The sequence below is a fragment of the Mesorhizobium sp. BR-1-1-10 genome (genome assembly GCF_020165595.1).
Classification (GTDB): Bacteria; Pseudomonadota; Alphaproteobacteria; order Rhizobiales; family Rhizobiaceae; genus Mesorhizobium; species Mesorhizobium australicum.
The window spans coordinates 151,528-169,006 of sequence record NZ_JAIUIL010000012.1 but is presented as its reverse complement, the minus strand read 5'-3'; the positions used below and the strand labels follow the sequence as shown (position 1 = coordinate 169,006).

The 17,479-nt window shown below is 64.4% G+C and carries 18 protein-coding genes; 12 read left to right on the top strand and 6 right to left on the bottom strand.

All coding sequences use genetic code 11. The features are described 5' to 3' along the window. Positions 1-40: 40 nt before the first annotated feature. The gene (locus LB555_RS24380) at positions 41-478 is read left to right on the top strand and encodes a VOC family protein (RefSeq protein ID WP_224683982.1); all 438 of its coding nucleotides are present in this window, start codon (positions 41-43) and stop codon (positions 476-478) included. Between the two features lie 105 nt (positions 479-583). Here LB555_RS24380 and LB555_RS24375 read toward each other — a convergent pair whose 3' ends face one another. Then, entirely contained in the window at positions 584-1,789 is a 1,206-nt protein-coding gene (locus tag LB555_RS24375; RefSeq protein WP_224683981.1) for a multidrug effflux MFS transporter, read from the bottom strand. A 184-nt stretch (positions 1,790-1,973) separates the two neighbouring features. On the opposite strand from LB555_RS24375, the gene LB555_RS24370 reads away from it, so the two are divergent. From LB555_RS24370 to LB555_RS24355, 4 genes are all read left to right on the top strand, one after another. Next, complete coding sequence (locus LB555_RS24370) at positions 1,974-2,663, top strand: TetR/AcrR family transcriptional regulator (protein WP_140789259.1); 690 nt, start codon at positions 1,974-1,976, stop codon at positions 2,661-2,663. Between the two features lie 146 nt (positions 2,664-2,809). Further along, positions 2,810-3,346, top strand: a complete 537-nt coding sequence (locus LB555_RS24365; protein WP_140615701.1) for an SspB family protein — start codon at positions 2,810-2,812, stop codon at positions 3,344-3,346. Positions 3,347-3,357: 11 nt separating this feature from the next. Further along, positions 3,358-3,555 (top strand): DUF4169 family protein, encoded by a 198-nt coding sequence (locus tag LB555_RS24360; protein ID WP_224683980.1) that lies wholly within the window; start codon positions 3,358-3,360, stop codon positions 3,553-3,555. After that, a complete protein-coding gene (locus LB555_RS24355) occupies positions 3,552-3,776 on the top strand; it encodes a ribbon-helix-helix domain-containing protein (protein WP_015317259.1) in 225 nt (74 codons plus the stop codon). Before LB555_RS24360 ends, LB555_RS24355 begins: the two co-directional genes overlap by 4 nt. Positions 3,777-3,778: 2 nt before the next feature. Here LB555_RS24355 and LB555_RS24350 read toward each other — a convergent pair whose 3' ends face one another. Further along, positions 3,779-5,575 (bottom strand): chloride channel protein, encoded by a 1,797-nt coding sequence (locus LB555_RS24350; protein WP_224683979.1) that lies wholly within the window; start codon positions 5,573-5,575, stop codon positions 3,779-3,781. A 166-nt stretch (positions 5,576-5,741) separates the two neighbouring features. On the opposite strand from LB555_RS24350, the gene LB555_RS24345 reads away from it, so the two are divergent. The 3 genes from LB555_RS24345 to LB555_RS24335 all read left to right on the top strand — a co-directional run bounded on the left by LB555_RS24345 (position 5,742) and on the right by LB555_RS24335 (position 7,534). Next, the gene (locus tag LB555_RS24345; protein ID WP_224683978.1) at positions 5,742-6,170 is read left to right on the top strand and encodes a MarR family winged helix-turn-helix transcriptional regulator; all 429 of its coding nucleotides are present in this window, start codon (positions 5,742-5,744) and stop codon (positions 6,168-6,170) included. A 107-nt stretch (positions 6,171-6,277) separates the two neighbouring features. Further along, on the top strand, positions 6,278-6,583 hold the full coding sequence (locus LB555_RS24340) for a hypothetical protein (protein WP_140660943.1): 306 nt from the start codon (positions 6,278-6,280) through the stop codon (positions 6,581-6,583). A 33-nt stretch (positions 6,584-6,616) separates the two neighbouring features. Beyond that, positions 6,617-7,534, top strand: coding sequence for a sigma-70 family RNA polymerase sigma factor (locus LB555_RS24335; RefSeq protein WP_224683977.1), 918 nt, complete (start codon positions 6,617-6,619; stop codon positions 7,532-7,534). 5 nt (positions 7,535-7,539) lie between these two features. On the opposite strand, the gene LB555_RS24330 is transcribed toward LB555_RS24335, so the two are convergent. Further along, positions 7,540-11,550, bottom strand: a complete 4,011-nt coding sequence (locus tag LB555_RS24330) for an AsmA family protein (RefSeq protein ID WP_224683975.1) — start codon at positions 11,548-11,550, stop codon at positions 7,540-7,542. 130 nt (positions 11,551-11,680) lie between these two features. Between LB555_RS24330 and LB555_RS24325 the strand changes: the two genes are divergently transcribed. Next, entirely contained in the window at positions 11,681-12,667 is a 987-nt protein-coding gene (locus tag LB555_RS24325; protein ID WP_224683974.1) for a Dyp-type peroxidase, read from the top strand. Between the two features lie 29 nt (positions 12,668-12,696). Here the strand turns inward: LB555_RS24325 and LB555_RS24320 are convergent, their stop codons facing one another. Together LB555_RS24320 and LB555_RS24315 are read right to left on the bottom strand one after the other, a co-directional pair. Then, positions 12,697-13,215, bottom strand: coding sequence for a hypothetical protein (locus LB555_RS24320; protein WP_224683973.1), 519 nt, complete (start codon positions 13,213-13,215; stop codon positions 12,697-12,699). Between the two features lie 99 nt (positions 13,216-13,314). Next, positions 13,315-14,730 carry an FAD-binding oxidoreductase gene (locus tag LB555_RS24315; RefSeq protein WP_224683972.1) on the bottom strand — a complete coding sequence of 472 codons (1,416 nt, stop codon included), beginning with the start codon at positions 14,728-14,730 and terminating at the stop codon, positions 13,315-13,317. 163 nt (positions 14,731-14,893) lie between these two features. Between LB555_RS24315 and LB555_RS24310 the strand changes: the two genes are divergently transcribed. Together LB555_RS24310 and LB555_RS24305 are read left to right on the top strand one after the other, a co-directional pair. After that, positions 14,894-15,373 carry a thioesterase family protein gene (locus LB555_RS24310; RefSeq protein ID WP_140714628.1) on the top strand — a complete coding sequence of 160 codons (480 nt, stop codon included), beginning with the start codon at positions 14,894-14,896 and terminating at the stop codon, positions 15,371-15,373. 237 nt (positions 15,374-15,610) lie between these two features. After that, positions 15,611-15,808: a hypothetical protein gene (locus LB555_RS24305; protein WP_015317249.1), complete on the top strand. Its 198-nt coding sequence runs from the start codon at positions 15,611-15,613 to the stop codon at positions 15,806-15,808. On the opposite strand, the gene LB555_RS24300 is transcribed toward LB555_RS24305, so the two are convergent. Continuing rightward, complete coding sequence (locus tag LB555_RS24300) at positions 15,805-16,284, bottom strand: Lrp/AsnC family transcriptional regulator (RefSeq protein WP_224683969.1); 480 nt, start codon at positions 16,282-16,284, stop codon at positions 15,805-15,807. The genes LB555_RS24305 and LB555_RS24300 overlap by 4 nt on opposite strands. Before the next feature lie 89 nt (positions 16,285-16,373). Between LB555_RS24300 and LB555_RS24295 the strand changes: the two genes are divergently transcribed. Continuing rightward, complete coding sequence (locus LB555_RS24295; RefSeq protein ID WP_224683967.1) at positions 16,374-17,297, top strand: EamA family transporter; 924 nt, start codon at positions 16,374-16,376, stop codon at positions 17,295-17,297. The last annotated feature ends 182 nt before the right edge of the window (positions 17,298-17,479 follow it).

The window sequence follows — 17,479 nt, the reverse complement described above, 5'->3', positions numbered from 1 at the left end:
ACCCTGTAAACTGAAACGACACCCCCTGGAGATAGGAAACATGGCGCTCAAGCGGATGGACAATGTAGGAATCGTCGTCGAAGACCTCGGAGGGACGGTCGATTTCTTTCGCGAACTCGGCCTCGAGCTCGAAGGGCGAGCCATGGTCGAAGGAGAATGGGCCGGACGCGTCACCGGACTGGGCCACCAGCATGTCGAGATTGCCATGATGCGCACGCCGGACGGCCACAGCCGGCTGGAGCTGTCACGCTTCCTCGCGCCGCCTGTCGTCGCGGATCACCGGACCGCCCCCGTCAACGCCCTGGGCTATCTCCGCGTCATGTTCACCGTGGACGACATCGACGACACGCTTGAAAGGCTCCGCACGCGCGGCGCGCAACTCGTAGGCGAAGTGGTCGAGTACAAGGACGTGTATCGGCTCTGCTACATCCGTGGGCCTGAAGGGCTTCTCATCGGCCTCGCCCAGGAACTCAGCTGAGCGTCAGCCGCCAGAGCGCGGTCTTCAACCGGGGGGCAAACGCCGGCTTCAACACAAAAAAGGCCGGGATCGACCCGGCCTCCCCTGGTTTATTGGAAAAGGTGCTTACTCCGCCGGCGCTTCGACCGCTTCGCGCGAACGGCCAAGCGTGACTTTCGCCAGTGCGAACGAGATCACCGCGCAGAGCGTGATGCCGGCGACCATCGGCAGCGGCGTGCCGTCGAAGAACACACCGGCGACGCCCATGGCGAGCGCGCCGATGGCGAAGTGCAGCGTGCCCATCAGCGCCGACGCCGTGCCGGCGATCTCGCCATGCTCTTCCATGGCCAGCACCGATGTGGTCGGGATGACCAAGCCGAGGAAGCCGTAGCCGACGAACAGCAGGGCCGCCATCACGTCAAGCCGATCGACGCCCGTCACCATGATCGCGAACAGCACAACCATCGTCGTCGCGTAGCCGGTCACCGCCACCCACACCACGCGCTTCAGTCCGAACCGTTCGGAAAGCAGGCCCGTCAACTGCGACATGCCGATGAAGGCAACCGCGTTGATCGAGAAGAAGACGCTGTAGACCGAAGGCGACAGCCCGTAATGGTCGATCAGGATGAAGGACGAGCTCGACAGATAAACGAAGAAGCTCGCAATGCCGAAGCCGGCGATCGCCACCAGGCCGAGGAAATTACGGTCGCCCATCAGGAAGCGGTAGCCGGCAAGGGCGGTACCGAAGGAGGACCCGCCGCGTTCTTCCGCCGGCCGTGTCTCCTTGAGCGAGGTCGCGAGCAGGATGGTGGCAAGCACCGCCGCGCCGGTCACGGTCCAGAACACGGCGCGCCAGCCGAAATTCTCGATGATCTGGCTGCCGGTCAGCGGCGCCAGGATCGGCGACACCGAAAACACCAGCATCAGCAGCGACATCAGCTTGGCGGCCTCATTGCCGGTGTGCAGGTCGCGCACGATGGCGCGCGGAATGGCCATTCCGGCGCTGGCGCCAAGCCCCTGCAGGAAGCGGAAGGCGATCAGCCACTCGATGGTCGGCGCCATTGCCGAGCCAATGCCGCCGGCCATGAACAGCGCCAAGCCACCATAGAGCGGCAGCTTGCGGCCGACCATGTCGGAGATCGGCCCGACGACGATCTGGCCGAAGCCCATCGACAGGAAGAAGATCAAAAGGCTCATCTGCACGGCGGCGGTGCCGGCATGCAGATCGGTGCCGATCGACGGCAAAGCGGGCAGATACATGTCGATGGCGAACGGGCCGATGGCGGACAACAGGCCGAGCACGACCGCGATGCGGAGGAATTTGGGGCTCATGATATTGGCTTCTTTCGAATCTGGTTGCCGCCGCCAGGCGACGTCTGACCCTAGGACGTTCCATCCGGTGGGTTTCCTACTCCTGGAGCAAATTTATTCGTCTCCGGAGCGAAATCCCGTTATATCGTGTCCACAAATTTAGACAGTCTTGTCTAAATCGTCAATCACCTCTATATAGATTTTCATGAGACCGGGCGTTTCTCCTGACACTTTCCCGCCACGCGGCCACGAGGCCAAGCGCCTGTCGATCGTCGACGCCGCTGCCGGCGTGTTCTGCCGCGAAGGCTTCTCCGGCGCCAATATCGACCTGATCGCGGTTGAGGCCGGCGTGTCGCGCCAGACGGTCTACAACCACCATGGCGACAAGGAGAAACTGTTCATCGCGGTGGTGCGCGACCTGACCGAGCGCTGCAACGCCGGCATTTTCGCCACCATCGCCACCTTTCCCGATCAGCCTGGGGATCTCGAGGCCGACCTGATCGGTTTTGCCGTGCGCCTGAACCAGAACTGTATCTGCAACCGCGACGGAAAATTCCTGCGCAAGCTGATCCAGACCGAGGGCGAGCGCTATCCCGAGCTCTTTGCCGAATGGCGCGAACAGGGACCCGGCAGGACATGGCCGGCGATCGCCGCCCGCTTCGCCCGCCTCGCCTATGGCGGCTATCTCGCGATCGACGATCCCGACGTCGCGGCGCGCCAGTTCCTCGGCCTCGTCAATGCCGAATTGCAGACCACCTTCATGCTCGGCGGCACGCCGGGCGAGGACGAGGTGGTGCAATCGGCGAAAAACGGCGTGCGCACCTTCCTGCGCGCTTTCGGCAAGCGCCCTTCCCCGACCAGCCTCAAAAGACACGCTGCGCTGGCTAACGCATAACATTTGGCGTTGCCGCCAAACCGCCTTGCCGATCAAATCGTTTGCAATAGTCCTCGCTTCGGCGCGGCGGCGGTCTATATCAGGTTTACGCCGCGCCCAAGCTTGATTACAGCTATGCGGACGATTCAACGGAACCCGACCACCTCATGGCCGACGACCACATCCGCTACGACATTCTGGCCCAGGAGGCGTTGCGCGGAGTCATGCGCAAGGTCCTGGCAGAGGTCGCGCGCACCGGCCTCCCCGGCAACCATCATTTCTTCATCACCTTCCTGACCGGCGCGCCGGGCGTGCGCGTCTCATCGCGGCTGCGCGAGCGCTATCCCGAGCAGATGACCATCGTCATCCAGTTCCAGTATTGGGATCTGAAGGTGACCGACACCGGTTTCGAGGTCGGTCTCTCCTTCTCCGACGTGCCGGAGAAACTCGAAATCCCGTTCTCGGCCGTGCGCGGCTTCTACGACCCCTCGGTCAATTTCGAGCTCGAATTCGACGTCAAGACCGATGCGCAGCCCGACGAGGAACCGGCAGCACCGGTGCCCGAGCCGCTGACCATCGTCTCCGAGAAGAAGCCGAAGGCCGAGAAGAAGGCCGCCGCCGAAGCGGAGAAGAAGGCAACCGCCGCGGATGCCGGCGCCAAGGGCGCCGAAGTAGTCTCGCTCGACGCCTTCCGCAAGAAATAGGCTCGCTGTCCGTGGCCGACATCGTCAATCTCCGCCAGGCTCGCAAGCGGAAGGCGCGGGACGACAAGGCACAAACGGCCAGCCACAATCGCGCCTTGCACGGTCGCACCAAGGCCGAAAGGGAACGCGACCGCCTGATCGCCGACAAGAGCGAAAGGTTTGTCGCGGGCCATCACCGCGAAAAGCCCACCCTGCCTGACGATCGATGAGCGCCGTCGAAAAACGCTCGGTGACCATTCGCGGCCATCGCACCAGCTATTCCCTCGAAAAGCCCTTCTATGACGATCTCGTCGCCATCGCGGCGACCAGGAAGCTGACGCTCGCCGCCCTTGTCGCCGAAATCGACGAGACCCGGCCCCGTGACACCAACCTGTCCTCGGCGCTCAGGCTGCATGTCCTGGAGTGGGCGAAGCGCGCGACGAGCGCCTGAACTTACGCACCTCCGACCGGGTCAGCCTTTTTCCCGCGTCCGAAGCCCAGCAAGGTGGAGCGCTCACGCTCCTCGGCCTGCTTGCGCGAGCGCACGCGCATCAGATCCTTCCAGCCGACATAGCCGACCAACCTTCCATCCTCACGCGCCACGACCGGCAGATGCGAGACATTGGCGGTCAGCAGCTTGTCCGACAAGCCTTCCAGATATTCGTCGGGATGGGCCAGCGTCACCTTGCTTCCAGCCAGCAGCTCGCCGAGTGTCGTCGTCCGGTGCTTGCCGGCACGGCGCCAGCGCAGGATCGCCGGCGGATCGATGAGGCCGAGCACCTGCCTGTTTTCATCGACCACGGGAAAACTCGGATGCCGGGTTTCCGGCGCGGTCAGGAAGGCGGCCGCACCATGCAGCGTCATCGTTGCCGGCACGCTCTCGACCTGCGCCGTCATCACCTCGCGCACCCTGGTCAGCGCGAAGGGGTCGACGCGATATTCGCGAACCAGATGGTGCCCCCGCCTGGCGATCTTCTCGGTCAGGATCGAACGCTTCATCAGCAGCACGGTGACCGCGTGCGCCGCGGCACAAGCCGCGATCAGCGGCACCAGCACATGCGTGTTGCCGGTCAGCTCGACGGCGAAGAAAGTGGCTGTCAGCGGCGCGCGCATCGTGCCGCCCATGGTGGCGGCCATCGCCAGCAGTGCCCAGAAGCCCGGGTCCGCCGCCGGCAGGATGCCGGCAAGCACCGCCCCCATCGCGCCACCCATGATCAACAGCGGCGCCAGCACGCCGCCCGAAGTTCCCGAGCCGAGCGCAACCGACCAAATGATGGCCTTGACCACCAGCAGCAGCAGCGCCGCGGTGGCGATCGTGCGGCCGTCCAGCATGTCGGCAATGTTGTCATAGCCGACGCCGAGCGCTCGTGGGTCGATCGAGCCGCCTATGCCGACCACCAGGCCGCCGAGCATCGGCCACCACATCCAGTGGATCGGCAGCTTCTGGAAGCCGTCCTCGCAGGCATAGACCATCTGCGTCAGCAGCCCGGACAACAGGCCGGCGCAGATGCCGACCAGCACCCAGCCGCCAAGGCCGACGAAGGAAACCGCCATGTTGCCCGCGAACGGAAAGATCGGCCCCGGCATGTGCAGCATGGTGCGCTCCACCTCGGCCACGATGGCCGCAACCGCGACGGGGATGAAGCTGCGTGGCGTCCATTCGAACAGCAGCAATTCGACCGCCAACATGATGGCCGCGATCGGCGTGCCGAACACGGTGGTCATGCCGGCCGCCGCTCCCGCCACCAGCAATGTCTTGCGCTCGTTGTCCGAGACCGGCAGCATCTGCGCGATCAGCGAGCCGATGGCGCCGCCGGTCATGATGATCGGACCCTCGGCGCCGAACGGCCCGCCGGAGCCGATCGAGATCGCCGACGACAGCGGTTTCAGGATCGCCACCTTGGCGTCGAGCTTGGAGCGCCCAAGCAGGATAGCCTCGATGGCCTCGGGAATGCCGTGGCCGCGGATCTTCTCGCTGCCGTAGCGCGCCATCAGGCCGATGATCAGCGCGCCGACGACCGGAACGATGACGGCGGCAAGCCCGAGCGGCGTATCCTGCAGCTTCAGCTCGGCAAGCGAGAACTGGCCGAAATAGGCGATGTTGGTGGCGAGCCGGATCAGCTTCAGAAGCGCGATGCCGGCAAACAGCCCGGCGGTCGCCACCACCACCGCTATCGCGGCGACGAGCAGCACTCGGGCATCCGTGGTGAAATCCCGAAGGTGATCGGGATTGGAGTTATGGGTCTTCATGGTGGCTTTGCTTCCTGGCGGCGGCCGTGTCTGGATTTCTGCGGCACGGTCGAAGTGGCCAGCCGGTTGTCGGCCGGGTATGTATCGTAACACGATATATCTATTCAAGCGACTTTCGCTTGAAATTTCGTTTGAGCTTTCACTGGAAAACGAAGACATCTCCGATATGACGCAGCCCAAGACACCACGCCCCGCCATCAGGCAATCCGACTACCAGCGGCTGTCCGAGTTCCGCTACCTGATCCGCCGCTTCCTCGAATTCAGCCAGGTGCAGGCCGAGGACGCCGGCCTGACCCCGCGCCAGCACCAGGCGCTGCTGGCGATCAAGGGATATCCCGGCGGCGTGCCCGTGACGGTCGGCGACCTGGCGGAACGCCTGCGCATCCGTCACCACAGCGCCGTCGAACTGGTCAACCGTCTTGGCGAGGCAGGACTGGTCGCACGCGACCAGGACAAGGACGACCACCGCCGCGTGCTGCTGCGGCTGACCGAACGCGCCGACGATTGCCTGGCCGAACTGTCGGCCGCGCATCTCGACGAGCTCTCGCGCATCGAACCCATGCTGCGGCGCCTGCTCGACCGGAGCCAGGACTGACGTCCAGCATCCGTGCGGGCCGATACCGAACTATTTTTTTCCGGAATCCGAATCCTTTGGCCTGGCCGCGGCGTCTTGGACAGGCGACAGCCAAGGGAGCCGATGCGATGAAACGCCATTTGATACGCTACAAGACGAAGCCGGACCGGGCCGACGAGAACGAGCGCCTGGTCAAGGCAGTGTTCGAAGAACTGCGCGGCAAATCGCCGGAAGGCGTTCGCTACATGACCTGGCGCTCCGGCAATGGCACTTTCGTCCATCTCGTCGAGACCGAAACCGACGGGCATGCCGACCTCATCACAGGACTTGCCGCCTTCCAGGCTTTTCAGAGTGGCATCAGGGATCGCTGCGTCGACCCTCCGCATCGTGACGTGATGACAGTGGTGGGCCATTATCGGATGCTGGACGAGTAGCCTGAATAGAACCATGTCAAGAACGGCCGGTGCATGAACAATCCAGGCGAGATCCCAGAGCCTTTCGACCGCTTGTTCGGCGAATTGCGCCCCAAACTGCATCGCTACTGCGCCCGGATGACAGGCTCGGTCGTCGATGGCGAGGACGTCGTGCAGGAGGCGCTGGCCAAGGCGTTCGAGGCGCTGGCCGGCACCGCCCCGATCGCCAATCCCGAAGGCTGGCTGTTTCGCATCGCCCACAATGCGGCGCTCGACTTTTTGCGCCGCCGCGCCCGTGAGAAGACTTTCTCCGAGGAGGAGCCGGACATGATCGCCGACCCGGCAAATTCCATCGCCGACCGGCAGGCCGCGGCAGCCGGATTGCACAGTTTCATGCGCCTTCCCGTCGCGCAGCGAAGCAGCGTCATCATGATGGATGTGCTGGGCTATTCGCTGCGGGAAATCAGCACCATGCTCGACACCAGCATCCCCGCGATCAAGGCAGCGCTGCATCGTGGCCGTGGCCGGCTGCGTGAGCTCGCCGACGAACAGGACGATCGTCCTGTTCCCAGGCTGAGTGCATCGGAGCGCCTGTTGCTCGACGCCTATGTCGATCGCTTCAACGCCCGCGATTTCGATGCCGTGCGAGACATGCTGGCCGACGAAGTGCGGCTGGAACTGGTGGCCAGGGCAAGGCTCAACGGCCGCAAGGAGGTGGCCACCTATTTCGGCAATTACTCCCGGGTGCGGGACTGGCATTTCCAGCCTGGTTTCGTCGAGGACCGCCCGGCAATCCTCGTGCGCGATCCCAACGACCCAGCGGCAGCACCGGCATACTTCATCCTGCTGGGTTGGCAGGGCGGCAAGCTTGCCGCCATCCGCGATTTCCGCCACACCAGATACGTCGCCGACGGCGCCGAAACGTTCGTCCTTGAGACGATTGCCTGGCGGGTGAGCAACCGGAAAGCCTAGCCCGCCTACTGCAGTGACTTCAACAGATTGTCGACCGTGAACGGATTGGCTTTCAGCTTGGCTGGAGGCGGATTGTCGTTGGCGGGCACCTGCTCGGCCTTGGGTGCCTGTTGCGCCGCCTTGCGCTCGGCTTCGAGCCTGGCCTTTTCCTGGGAGGCAATGCGCATCGCCTCCTCCGCCTTCTGGCGCTCCTGCTCGGCCTGTGCCTTGGCCGCCTCGTCCGCTGCCTGCTGTTCCGCCGCCGCCTTGGCCTCGGCATCCGCCTTGGCTTTTGCTTCCGCGTCAGCCTTCGCCTTGGCATCCGCTTCGGCCTGGGCCTGAGCGTCGGCCTCCGCTTTCGCCTTGGCGTCGGCCTCTGCCTTCAGGCGCGCCGCTTCCTCTTGTTGGCGCAGCTCCTCGGCGGCCTTGTCGCGGGCATCCTGAAGCGCCGCGTAATAGCGCACTTCGCGTCGCAGCCGCTGTTTCTCCAGCAGCGCGGCCTGCATCGCCTCGACGCGCTGCTGTTCTTTTTCCAGCGCACGCTGGGTCAGGAATTGCGCCAGCGGCTCGCTGTCGAACTGCCGGTTCACGGCGCCGAACGGCCCCTCGGCGGTGAAATTCACGGCCGGCTCGGAGCCGACCAGCGCTTCGTCGCCAGGCCGATAGGTGACCGCGCCCTTGGCGGAAACCGTGCTGGCGTTGAGATCCGCCGTGATGTCGGCCGACAAGGTCGCCGCCGGGTTTTCAAGGCTGATCGGCGGCGCCCTGAGCGTGCCGCCGGCAATCGTGAAGGCGACCTCGGCATTCCCGGCGGCGAAGCTGCCGTCAGCGGCGATGCTTGGCGCGAAACCAGCCGTCTTGGCGGCGTCGATATCGCGTCCGATCGCATCCGCCTTGGCCAGGAAAGCGCCGAACGCGTCAGGATTGACGCCGGCGATCCGCAAGCCCTTCAGCGCCGCCGTGCCGGATCCCGATAGAGCGGCAATCATCGCGTCGACGGATTTGCCGCTGGTCGACAGCGTCGTCGAGAAATCGCCGCTGCCGCCGATGCCCGCATCCGGCAAGACATCAGCCAGATCGGCACCCGCCAGTTTCATCTGCCCGGTGAAAAGCCCGGTACCTTCATTGTTCTTCAGCTCGAACAGGCCGGAGAGCGCCCCGCCGAGGAATTTGGCCTTGAGATCGGTGACCCGAATGCCTTCCGGGGCGAGCTTGAGCGAGAGGGCCGCGTCATAGGCGGTGGCGAGCGGGCCGACGGTCAGCGAAGCCGTGGTCAGGTCGAGATCGGCCGTGAACGGCAGGCTGGACTTCTGGCTGAACGGCGCCGACGGCCATACGCCGGATTTGTCATTCTTGTCGGCCCTGTCATTCTTGTCGGCCCTGTTATTCTTGTCGGCATTGTCAGTCTTGCCGGACCCGTTCTTGTCTACGAGAAAAGCGGAATCGCCAAACAGCGCCACCGCCATCGGATCGAGGTCGAGTTCGTCGAGCGCCAGCGCCCCAGCCAGATGCGGCACGCCGTCCTTGCCGTCGACCCCCTGCTTGACATCGAGGTTGATGTCGCCGGACACAGCCGCCTCGTTGATGGCGCCGCTGAGCCCGGAGAGCACCAGCAGGCCGTTGCCGTAATCGGCCTGCGCGGCCAGCGACGTCGACATGCCGGCGCCCATGCCGGGCAGGCCGATGCCCGTCGTCATCAGCCATGGCTCGATGTCGGAGGCGTCGAGGTTGATCTTGCCCTTGGCCGTCGGGCCTTGCGGCGTGTCGGCGACCATCCCCTCGAAGCCGGCTTTGAAGTCATTGCCGGCAAGGCTGAAGCTCGTCGCCAGACCGCCGGAAAGCGTGCCCTTGGCCTGGATGTCGGTGCTTGCTTCACCCAACATGCCGAGCGGCAGCGCCGGCAGGCCGTAGAGCGCGAGCAAGGCGGTTGCATCCGGGTTCCTGGCGTTGAAAGTCAGTGTCACTGGCGCGTCGGCAAGCCTGTCCACCGCGCCCTTTCCCGACAGCGACGCCGAAAAGGACGAGCCGCCGGCCTTGCCTTGCCCGCTCACCGCCAAGCCCGTGGTGCCGTCGCCATTGTCGGCGGCACTGGCCACGAGGTCGACGCGCGCGTCCTGGAACAAGTCGGGATAAGCTGCGGCGCGGTCTGCGAGACCCTTCAGCACGGCATTGTCCGGATAGTGCCGTGCTGCGACATCAATCAGCGGTTTGAGGTCGACCGCGACCACCGAGGCGTCGAGCTTGCCGGTCGGGCTCGCCGGAAAATCCTTGATGCGGCCGGTGGCGCTGATCGAGGAACCGGCCAGTCCACCGACAGACAGCCGGTCGATTTCGAGCAGCCCGTCGCGCAGCCTGAGCGCGGTATCGACCGTGTCGGCGGTCAAGCCGCCGGCGCTGACCGGGCCGGCCTTGATCTGGAAATCGAGGTCGCTGTCGGCAAAACGATTGGCTCCCTTGTCGCTGACGAAGATCGAGGCGAAGGCCGCCAGCCCATCGACATCGAGATCGCCGCCCTCGAGCCGCATCAGCACAGATGGCTTTGCGTCTTCGGGCTGGCTGGAATCGATACGGCCGGAAAACTTCGCCTTGCCGAGGATCAGTTCGAGATCGCTGAAGGATTGATGATTTTCCGAGAGATCGACCTTGGCCTTGAAACCTGCGGCAGGCAGACGGCGGATCGCCTCGTCGACATCCTTCGACAGCCAGGCGGCAAAACCCGAAGGCTGCGCCACGGCCAGCAGCAACGAGCCGGTAAAGCCGAAATGGCCCTGTACGTTGAGCATGACATTGCCATCGGCTTCCAGCTTGGTGCGGCCGGGCAAGGTCGCGGCCAGCGATTTCACCGACCAACCGTCACCGACCGGCTCGGCCGAAAGATGAACATCGCGCACTGTCGTGTCGCCGGCCACCACCGCCGGCAACTTGACCTCGACCGTGCCGGGAATGGTCGGCTTCGGCAGATCGAGCAGCGCCTGCTCCAGGCCGGCGATGCGCTGATCCAGTGTCAGGCCCGTGCCCGCCTGGGCACCCACCGCCTCGTCGAACTGAACCTGCGCGCCATTGGCCTCGATGGCGAAACTCGGTTTCTGGCCGAGATTGACCGAGGCCTTGCCATCGGCGGTGTAGGGATTGTCGAGCGGACCGGTCTCGAAACGGAATTCGTCCACGCCAAGCTTCTGGTGGTCGAGCGAGAACTTGCCGTTCAGCCGGAAGCCTGGATCGGACTTGCCGGTGCTGACCTTCACCGTCTCGCCGTCCGTGCCGCGCAACTCGGCTGAATTCTTGCCCGCGCTATCCTTGTCCGCGCCCGAAATCTTGAACTGGCCGGAATAGACGGCGGCACCGTTGACGATGCCGGCATTGCCGTCGGTCTCGATGACCAGCGGATAGGCGTCGGGATCCGCCTTCACCCGTAACCGCATCTGCCCGGAGGGTTCGGCCTTGCCGGTCGACGCCGCGACCGTCGTCCGCAACCCGTCCAGCCGCAACGTGCCATCCATGCGCCACGGACCGGCCAGCGACTTGGCCGAAATGGTCGAGTTGATCTCCGAAAAGATGTGGCTGCGGCCGCCGGCGGCATGGCGCAGTTCAATCTGCCCTTCCGTCACAGTCAGTTTCTCGATCGAGACCTGGCCGGGGTCGAAGGGCGAGGACGGGCGCATGGCCCAATCGACGGTTCCGTCGGCGGCGATGTCGATGGTCGCCTTCGGCCGCACCAGCCGCATGTCGAAGATCAGCACCTCGCCGCGCAGGAAGGGTGCCAGTTCCGCGTCCATCGAAAACGTCTCGACGGTCATGGCCGGCTGGCCGTCGGGGCCACCGGCGACGGCGACTTTGGAAAAGGTCACCGAGGGAAACGGCAGCAGCCTTGCCGTGGCGTCGCCCTGCACGGTTACCTTGCGGCCGAGGATGGCGCTTGCCTCTCGCTCGAACTCGGCGCGGTAGCCGGTCCAGTCGATAAAATGCGGCACTACCAGCGCCGCAAGCAGCACCAGCACGAACAGGCCACCGAAGATCACGAACAGGCGTGCGAGCATCAGCTCCGAACAGGTTGATTGCAATTCCGCCGCACTCTACCCGCATCCGCGTGTCGATAAAGAGGCAATTCATCCCGTTGCGTCATGTCAGACGATCTGAAACAAATCCGGGAGAAGCGGAGATTCTCGGATGTCGGGCAAGAACTGGGATCGCGTGCCGATCGATGCGCAGAGTGTCGATGCCCCGCTATCGCAGTCGGCGATTTTCCTTGTCGTCACCGTCGCCGGCGATCAGCCGGCTCTGGCCAGGGTTCGTTCCGTGCTCGGCGAACTCGACGATCTGGTCAAGACTGTCGGATTCCGCGATCTCGGCGGCCGCCTGTCCTGCATCGCCGGCATCGGCCGCGATCTCTGGGACCGGCTCAGCCCCGGCCGGCGGCCGCTGGAACTGAAGCCGTTCGCGCCGATCAAGGGCGCGGTCCATTCGGCGCCAACGACACCGGGCGACCTGCTCTTTCACATTCGCGCCGAGCGGCCCGACATGTGCTTCGAATTCGAGCGTATCCTGCTCGACAGGCTTGGTCCCGGCGTCAGCGTCGTCGACGAAGTGATCGGCTTTCGCTATTTCGACGCCCGCGACCTGCTCGGCTTCGTCGACGGCACCGCCAACCCGGCCGGCCTCGATTTGCCCGCCTCGGCGCTGGTCGGTGACGAGGATGCCGATTTCGCCGGTGGCAGCTATGTCGTGGTCCAGAAATACCTGCACGACATGCAGGCCTGGGCGCGCATTCCCACGCCCGAGCAGGAGGCGATCATCGGCCGCACCAAGATCGACAACATCGAAATCGATGATGACGACGCGCTGCGCAAATCGCACAAGGCGCTGGCCACCGTGGTCGATGCCGACGGCAACGAACACGACATATTGCGCGACAACATGCCGTTCGGCAGGCCCGGGCAGAACGAATTCGGCACCTACTTCATCGGCTACAGCAGATATCTTTGGGTCACCGAGAAAATGCTGCAGCGCATGTATGTCGGCGACCCGCCCGGCGCCTACGACCGGCTGCTCGATGTCTCCACGCCGCACACCGGCACGACCTTCTTCGCCCCGACCCGCCCCATGCTGCAGACGCTTGTGCAGGACGCCCGGGAGCAGCTTCCCACTGCAGGATAGAGCGGCGGTTGGCGGGCCTAACCGCTCCCTTAGCGTGCGTCGCGTTTTGCCTGCGCCACCTTGGCCGCCTTGCGCTGGCGGCCGAGTTCGGCCGGCCGAACAAGATTTGGAACCTTCTGGTTGGCCACGGCCCGCATGCCCTTGTGGGCGGTGCGCGAATTGTGCGTGGGACCCTCCGGAGCTTTCTGCTTCAAGGCCAGCGCCTTGCGCGCATTGTCGACCAGCGAAGTGCGGGCCGCCAGTTGGCGCCGCCGTTCGGCCTCGCCGTTCAGCCGCCGCATCGCCATGGCCAGCACCGCGAGCTTCACTTGTGAACCTCCGTCGGCCTTCGAGGGTGCCGTACCTTTCGCCGCGCCCTTGCCGCGTATTTCGCGCCGCCGGCGATGTGCTTCGGTCTGCGCCTTGTCACGCCGTTCCCGCAACAGCTTGACCAGACCGGAAAGGTCGGAATCGGAAAGCTCCTGCACCGCCGGATGGTGCGATTTCTCCACCAATTCCTTTTCATCGGCGCTCAGCGCGCGTGCTTCTTCCTTGCGTGAAATGGCCATAAAAATTCTCCTCAGCCGGCACGCCTGTCTTTCCAGGCTTGCCACTTGAGGAGCCTCGACCCGAATGGCGGCGGTCAAGACTCGCTCTTCGCGGTGCCCTTAGCCCGCGTCAGGCAGGATCTTGCCCGGATTCATGATGTTTTGCGGATCGAGCGCCTGCTTGATCGTGCGCATGATGTCGACGCCATGGCCGAGTTCGTGGCGCAGGAACCCGATCTTGCCTTGCCCGATGCCGTGCTCGCCGGTGCAGGTACCCTCCATGGCGATCGCCCGCATGTTGAGCCGTGCCACGAATTTTTCCGACAGCGCGATTTCCTTGGGATCGTTGACATCCATCAGCACCAGCACGTGGAAATTGCCGTCTCCGGCATGGCCGACGATGGGCGCGATAAGTCCCATCTCGGCAATGTCGGCCTCGGTTTCCATGACGCATTCGGCAAAGCGCGAGATCGGTACGCAGACATCGGTCGACAGCCCCTTGGCGCCCGGCCGCAAGGTCAGCGACGCCCAGTAGGCGTCGTGCCTGGCCTTCCACAATTTGGTGCGCTCCTCGGCAACGCTGGTCCACAGGAACGGCCCGCCGCCATTGTCTTCCGCGATCGCCCCGAAGGTCTCGGCCTGTTCGGCAACGCCGGCGTCGCTGCCATGAAACTCGACGAACAGGCACGGGCTCTCGGGATAATCGAGCTTGGAATAGGTCTTCATCGCCCGCATCTGCAGCGCGTTGACCAGTTCGATGCGCGCCACCGGAATGCCCATCTGGATCGTCGCTATCACGGCGTTGCAGGCCGCTTCGACGCTCGGGAAGGGACAGACGCCGCCCGAGATCGCCTGCGGAATGCCTTGCAGCTTTAGGGTCAGCGCGGTGATGATGCCCAGCGTGCCCTCGGAGCCGACCAGCAGCCGGGTCAAATCATAACCGGCCGAGCTCTTTTTCGCCCGCTTGCCGGTCGTCACCATCTCGCCGTCGGCCATGACGGCGGTCAGCGACAGCACGTTCTCGCGCATCGTGCCGTAGCGCACCGCATTGGTGCCGGACGCCCGCGTCGCCGCCATGCCGCCGAGCGAGGCATTGGCGCCCGGATCGATCGGGAAGAACAGGCCGGTGTCGCGCAGATGCCGGTTCAAATCCTCGCGCGTGACGCCGGGCTCCACCGTGCAGTCGAGATCCTGCGGATTGACCGAAAGAATGCGGTTCATCCGCGACGTATCGACCGAAATGCCTCCACCCGGCGCATTGGTGTGGCCTTCGAGCGACGAGCCGACGCCGAACGCGATCACCGGCACACGGTGTGCGGCACAGGCACGCACGATTTCCTGCACCTCGGCCGTCGTCTCCGGGAATGCGACGCCGTCGGGCGCCTGCGTCGGAATATAGGTGGTCGTATGCGCGTGCTGCGAGCGGATGGCCTGTCCGGTCTGGAAGCGCTCGCCCAGCCGCTGCTTGAGGATGCCAAGCACCGCCGCGATGCCTTCCTCGTTGCGTTTGACCGGATTGAGGTCGCTCAGAGCCATGAATTCCTCCGCGAATGGACCAGCGTCCACGCTTGTTATGCGAGTATGGATGCCTAAAGCAATTTCAGGAAAAGTGTGAAGCGGTTTTCCATCCGAAATTGCGTCAGAATGTAAAGACACTCACCGGCCACGCCCTGTCCAGCACCAGAACAAGGAAGTTTCGATGTCCATTCCCGCCCCCTTCGTCTCCAGGCCCATGGACATCGAGAAGGACTGGATCGACTATAACGGCCATCTCAACATGGCCTATTACAACGTGCTGTTCGACCGCTGCTCGGACGAGGCCTTCGAGGCGATGGGCATGGGGCTGGACTATGTGAAAGAGCGGCGGCTCACCATCTACACCGCCGAGGTCCATGTCTGCTACGTCAGGGAACTGCATCTCGACCACAAGGTCGCGGTCTCCTTCCAGCTCATCGACCATGACGAGAAGCGGCTGCGAGCCTATCAGGAAATCCGACATGTCGACGGCTGGCTCGCCGCCACGTCCGAGACCTTGTCGCTGCATGTCGACATGTCGGGGCCGAAGGTGGCGCCCTTTCCCGCCGATGTACTGGCCAGGATCGAAGCCATGCGCGCCGCCCACTCCGTGCTCCCGATGCCCGAGCGCGCCGGCCGTTCGATCGGCATCAAGCGCAAATAGGGCGAAGCCCAGGCGACCGGGTCTGGCCTCAAAGCCACACCCGCGATCCAAAATCGCCGGGTTCCTAAAATCGGCTGGCACGCGTGCTTGAAGCCACCTCGCACCCGCATTAACCTTACCGAGGATTTAACGGGAACAAGCCATCTGAGCCGTTGAACGACTCAGCGGAGCGGTCGAAAACGTCCGCACAGGGTTGTTTTAGCGGGCGGCGCGGCGAAGCCGGTTCGAGGAACGTGCATGAAAACCGACATCAAGGTCGAGGTGGACAGGCTGGCGGCCGATCCGCGCATATCGGACTACGATTTCTGGCGTTCGCTCAAGAATGTCGACAACGAGATCTTTCACATCGCCAACAACAACGAACCGATCCCGTTCGACATGATCCGCTGGCGCAGCATCCTGAAGCGCGCCCGCCTGAAGCGCGGCCACGCTTAGCGCCGTTGCCTGATCGCCGCCAGCGGCGAGCGCGCGATCACCGGCGACGACTGGATGATCGCCGTGTTGGTCATCGCATAGGGGATGATGCGGTCGATCACCCGTTCGAGTTCGGCGACCGAGCCGACATGCGCCAGCGCGATGAAACAGTCCTCTCCGGTCACCCGGTCGCATTGTGCGATCTCCGGCAACTCACGGATGATCTCGGCCACGACTGACAATTGCCCAGGCACCGGCCGGATGCGCAGCCACGCCGACAGTTTCAGGCCAAGCGCCGCCGGGTTCATCCTGACGCAATAGGCCTCGATCACGCCGTTCTCCTGCAGCCGCTTGATGCGCTCCGCCACGCTCGGCGCAGACAGGCCGACGGAACGGGCCAGCTCCGCGGTGCTGATGCGCGCGTCCTCTTCCAGCAGGCGCAGGATCTTCATGTCGGCCGCGTCGATGTCGGCATTTTCGTTTCGAAGGCGTTTCATGGAAAACTCCTTGCCTCCGGGAAAGGAATGATTGGTCAAGCTGGTCATCATCCATATGAATAGGGAGGATTGGCTACGATACTGATCCCATGGATGACCAGAGGCAAGCCCCGCATACCAGCCCTGCCGCTGCCACCCCGGCCTTTGCCGGCCCTGCGCTCGCCGGGCTCGCGACAAGATTGCCGCCTCATATCTGGTTCGCTGTCAGCGCTGTCTTTCATTATCTCGGCCCGGCCTTCGCCGTGCTGCTTTTTGCGCAAGTCGGCGTGCTCGGCATGGCCTGGCTGCGCGTAGCCACCGCGGCGCTGGTCTTCGCGCCATTGACCCGCGCATGGCGAACCTTCGCCAGCGCCGATCCTCCGACGCGGCTCCTGCTCGTTGCCTTCGGTGCTTGCCTGGCGGTGATGAACTGTTCGTTCTACCTGGCGCTCGACCGCCTGCCGATCTCGCTGGTGGCGGCGATCGAATTCGCCGGCACCATCGGCGTCGCGCTCGCCGGCCTCAGAAGCGCCCGCAATCTGGCCGCTCTTGCCGTCGCTGTCACCGGCACCTTGCTGCTGATCCACGTCAAATGGTCAACCGACCCGGTCGGGCTGGTCTGGGCTTTCCTCAACGGCGCGCTCTTTGTCGGCTACATCGTGCTTGGACACCGTGTCGCCCGCGCGGGCGCCGGCGACGGCATCGCCGGCCTGGGTGCGGCCATGGCGGTCGCTTTCGTCGTCGTGCTGCCCGTTGGCTTCGCCGACGCCCTGTCCGCCTTTTTGTCGCCGCCGCTGCTCGTCGCCGCCATCGGCGTCGGCATCTGCTCGTCGGTCATTCCATACGTATGCGACCAGCTCGCCATGGCGCGGTTGCCGCGCGCGAGTTTCGCGCTGATGCTGTCGCTGCTGCCGGTCACCGCAACGCTGATCGGCGTCGTCGTGCTGCGCCAGGTACCCGGTCCGTCCGATTGCCTCGGCATCGCGCTGGTCGTGGCCGGCGTCGCGCTTCACAGGCCGGCCTCGGCTGGCTAGCCGGGAAACCCCTTCCTCGCGGTCGGTTGCGGAAAGCCTCCATCGGTTCCCGCTTGCGACGAACTGCGACAGGCCAGCCGAGATTGAAACCAAATTCTACTTTGAGCCGTTGTCTCCCGCGAAAAATGGCTTGGAGCGACGCTATGGAACGGAAACGGACCAGGGAGCCGGCGGACGCATGG

Bases quoted from the DNA above. Each gene is read 5' to 3' on its own strand.
- LB555_RS24375 (WP_224683981.1), bottom strand. From the start codon at position 1,789: ATGAGCCCCAAATTCCTCCGCATCGCGGTCGTGCTCGGCCTGTTGTCC.
- LB555_RS24345 (WP_224683978.1), top strand. From the start codon at position 5,742: ATGACGCAGCCCAAGACACCACGCCCCGCCATCAGGCAATCCGACTAC.
- LB555_RS24340 (WP_140660943.1), top strand. From the start codon at position 6,278: ATGAAACGCCATTTGATACGCTACAAGACGAAGCCGGACCGGGCCGAC.
- LB555_RS24335 (WP_224683977.1), top strand. From the start codon at position 6,617: ATGAACAATCCAGGCGAGATCCCAGAGCCTTTCGACCGCTTGTTCGGC.
- LB555_RS24380 (WP_224683982.1), top strand. From the start codon at position 41: ATGGCGCTCAAGCGGATGGACAATGTAGGAATCGTCGTCGAAGACCTC.
- LB555_RS24320 (WP_224683973.1), bottom strand. From the start codon at position 13,215: ATGGCCATTTCACGCAAGGAAGAAGCACGCGCGCTGAGCGCCGATGAA.
- LB555_RS24355 (WP_015317259.1), top strand. From the start codon at position 3,552: ATGAGCGCCGTCGAAAAACGCTCGGTGACCATTCGCGGCCATCGCACC.
- LB555_RS24370 (WP_140789259.1), top strand. From the start codon at position 1,974: ATGAGACCGGGCGTTTCTCCTGACACTTTCCCGCCACGCGGCCACGAG.
- LB555_RS24310 (WP_140714628.1), top strand. From the start codon at position 14,894: ATGTCCATTCCCGCCCCCTTCGTCTCCAGGCCCATGGACATCGAGAAG.
- LB555_RS24315 (WP_224683972.1), bottom strand. From the start codon at position 14,730: ATGGCTCTGAGCGACCTCAATCCGGTCAAACGCAACGAGGAAGGCATC.
- LB555_RS24295 (WP_224683967.1), top strand. From the start codon at position 16,374: ATGGATGACCAGAGGCAAGCCCCGCATACCAGCCCTGCCGCTGCCACC.
- LB555_RS24330 (WP_224683975.1), bottom strand. From the start codon at position 11,550: ATGCTCGCACGCCTGTTCGTGATCTTCGGTGGCCTGTTCGTGCTGGTG.
- LB555_RS24300 (WP_224683969.1), bottom strand. From the start codon at position 16,284: ATGAAACGCCTTCGAAACGAAAATGCCGACATCGACGCGGCCGACATG.
- LB555_RS24350 (WP_224683979.1), bottom strand. From the start codon at position 5,575: ATGAAGACCCATAACTCCAATCCCGATCACCTTCGGGATTTCACCACG.
- LB555_RS24325 (WP_224683974.1), top strand. From the start codon at position 11,681: ATGTCGGGCAAGAACTGGGATCGCGTGCCGATCGATGCGCAGAGTGTC.
- LB555_RS24305 (WP_015317249.1), top strand. From the start codon at position 15,611: ATGAAAACCGACATCAAGGTCGAGGTGGACAGGCTGGCGGCCGATCCG.
- LB555_RS24365 (WP_140615701.1), top strand. From the start codon at position 2,810: ATGGCCGACGACCACATCCGCTACGACATTCTGGCCCAGGAGGCGTTG.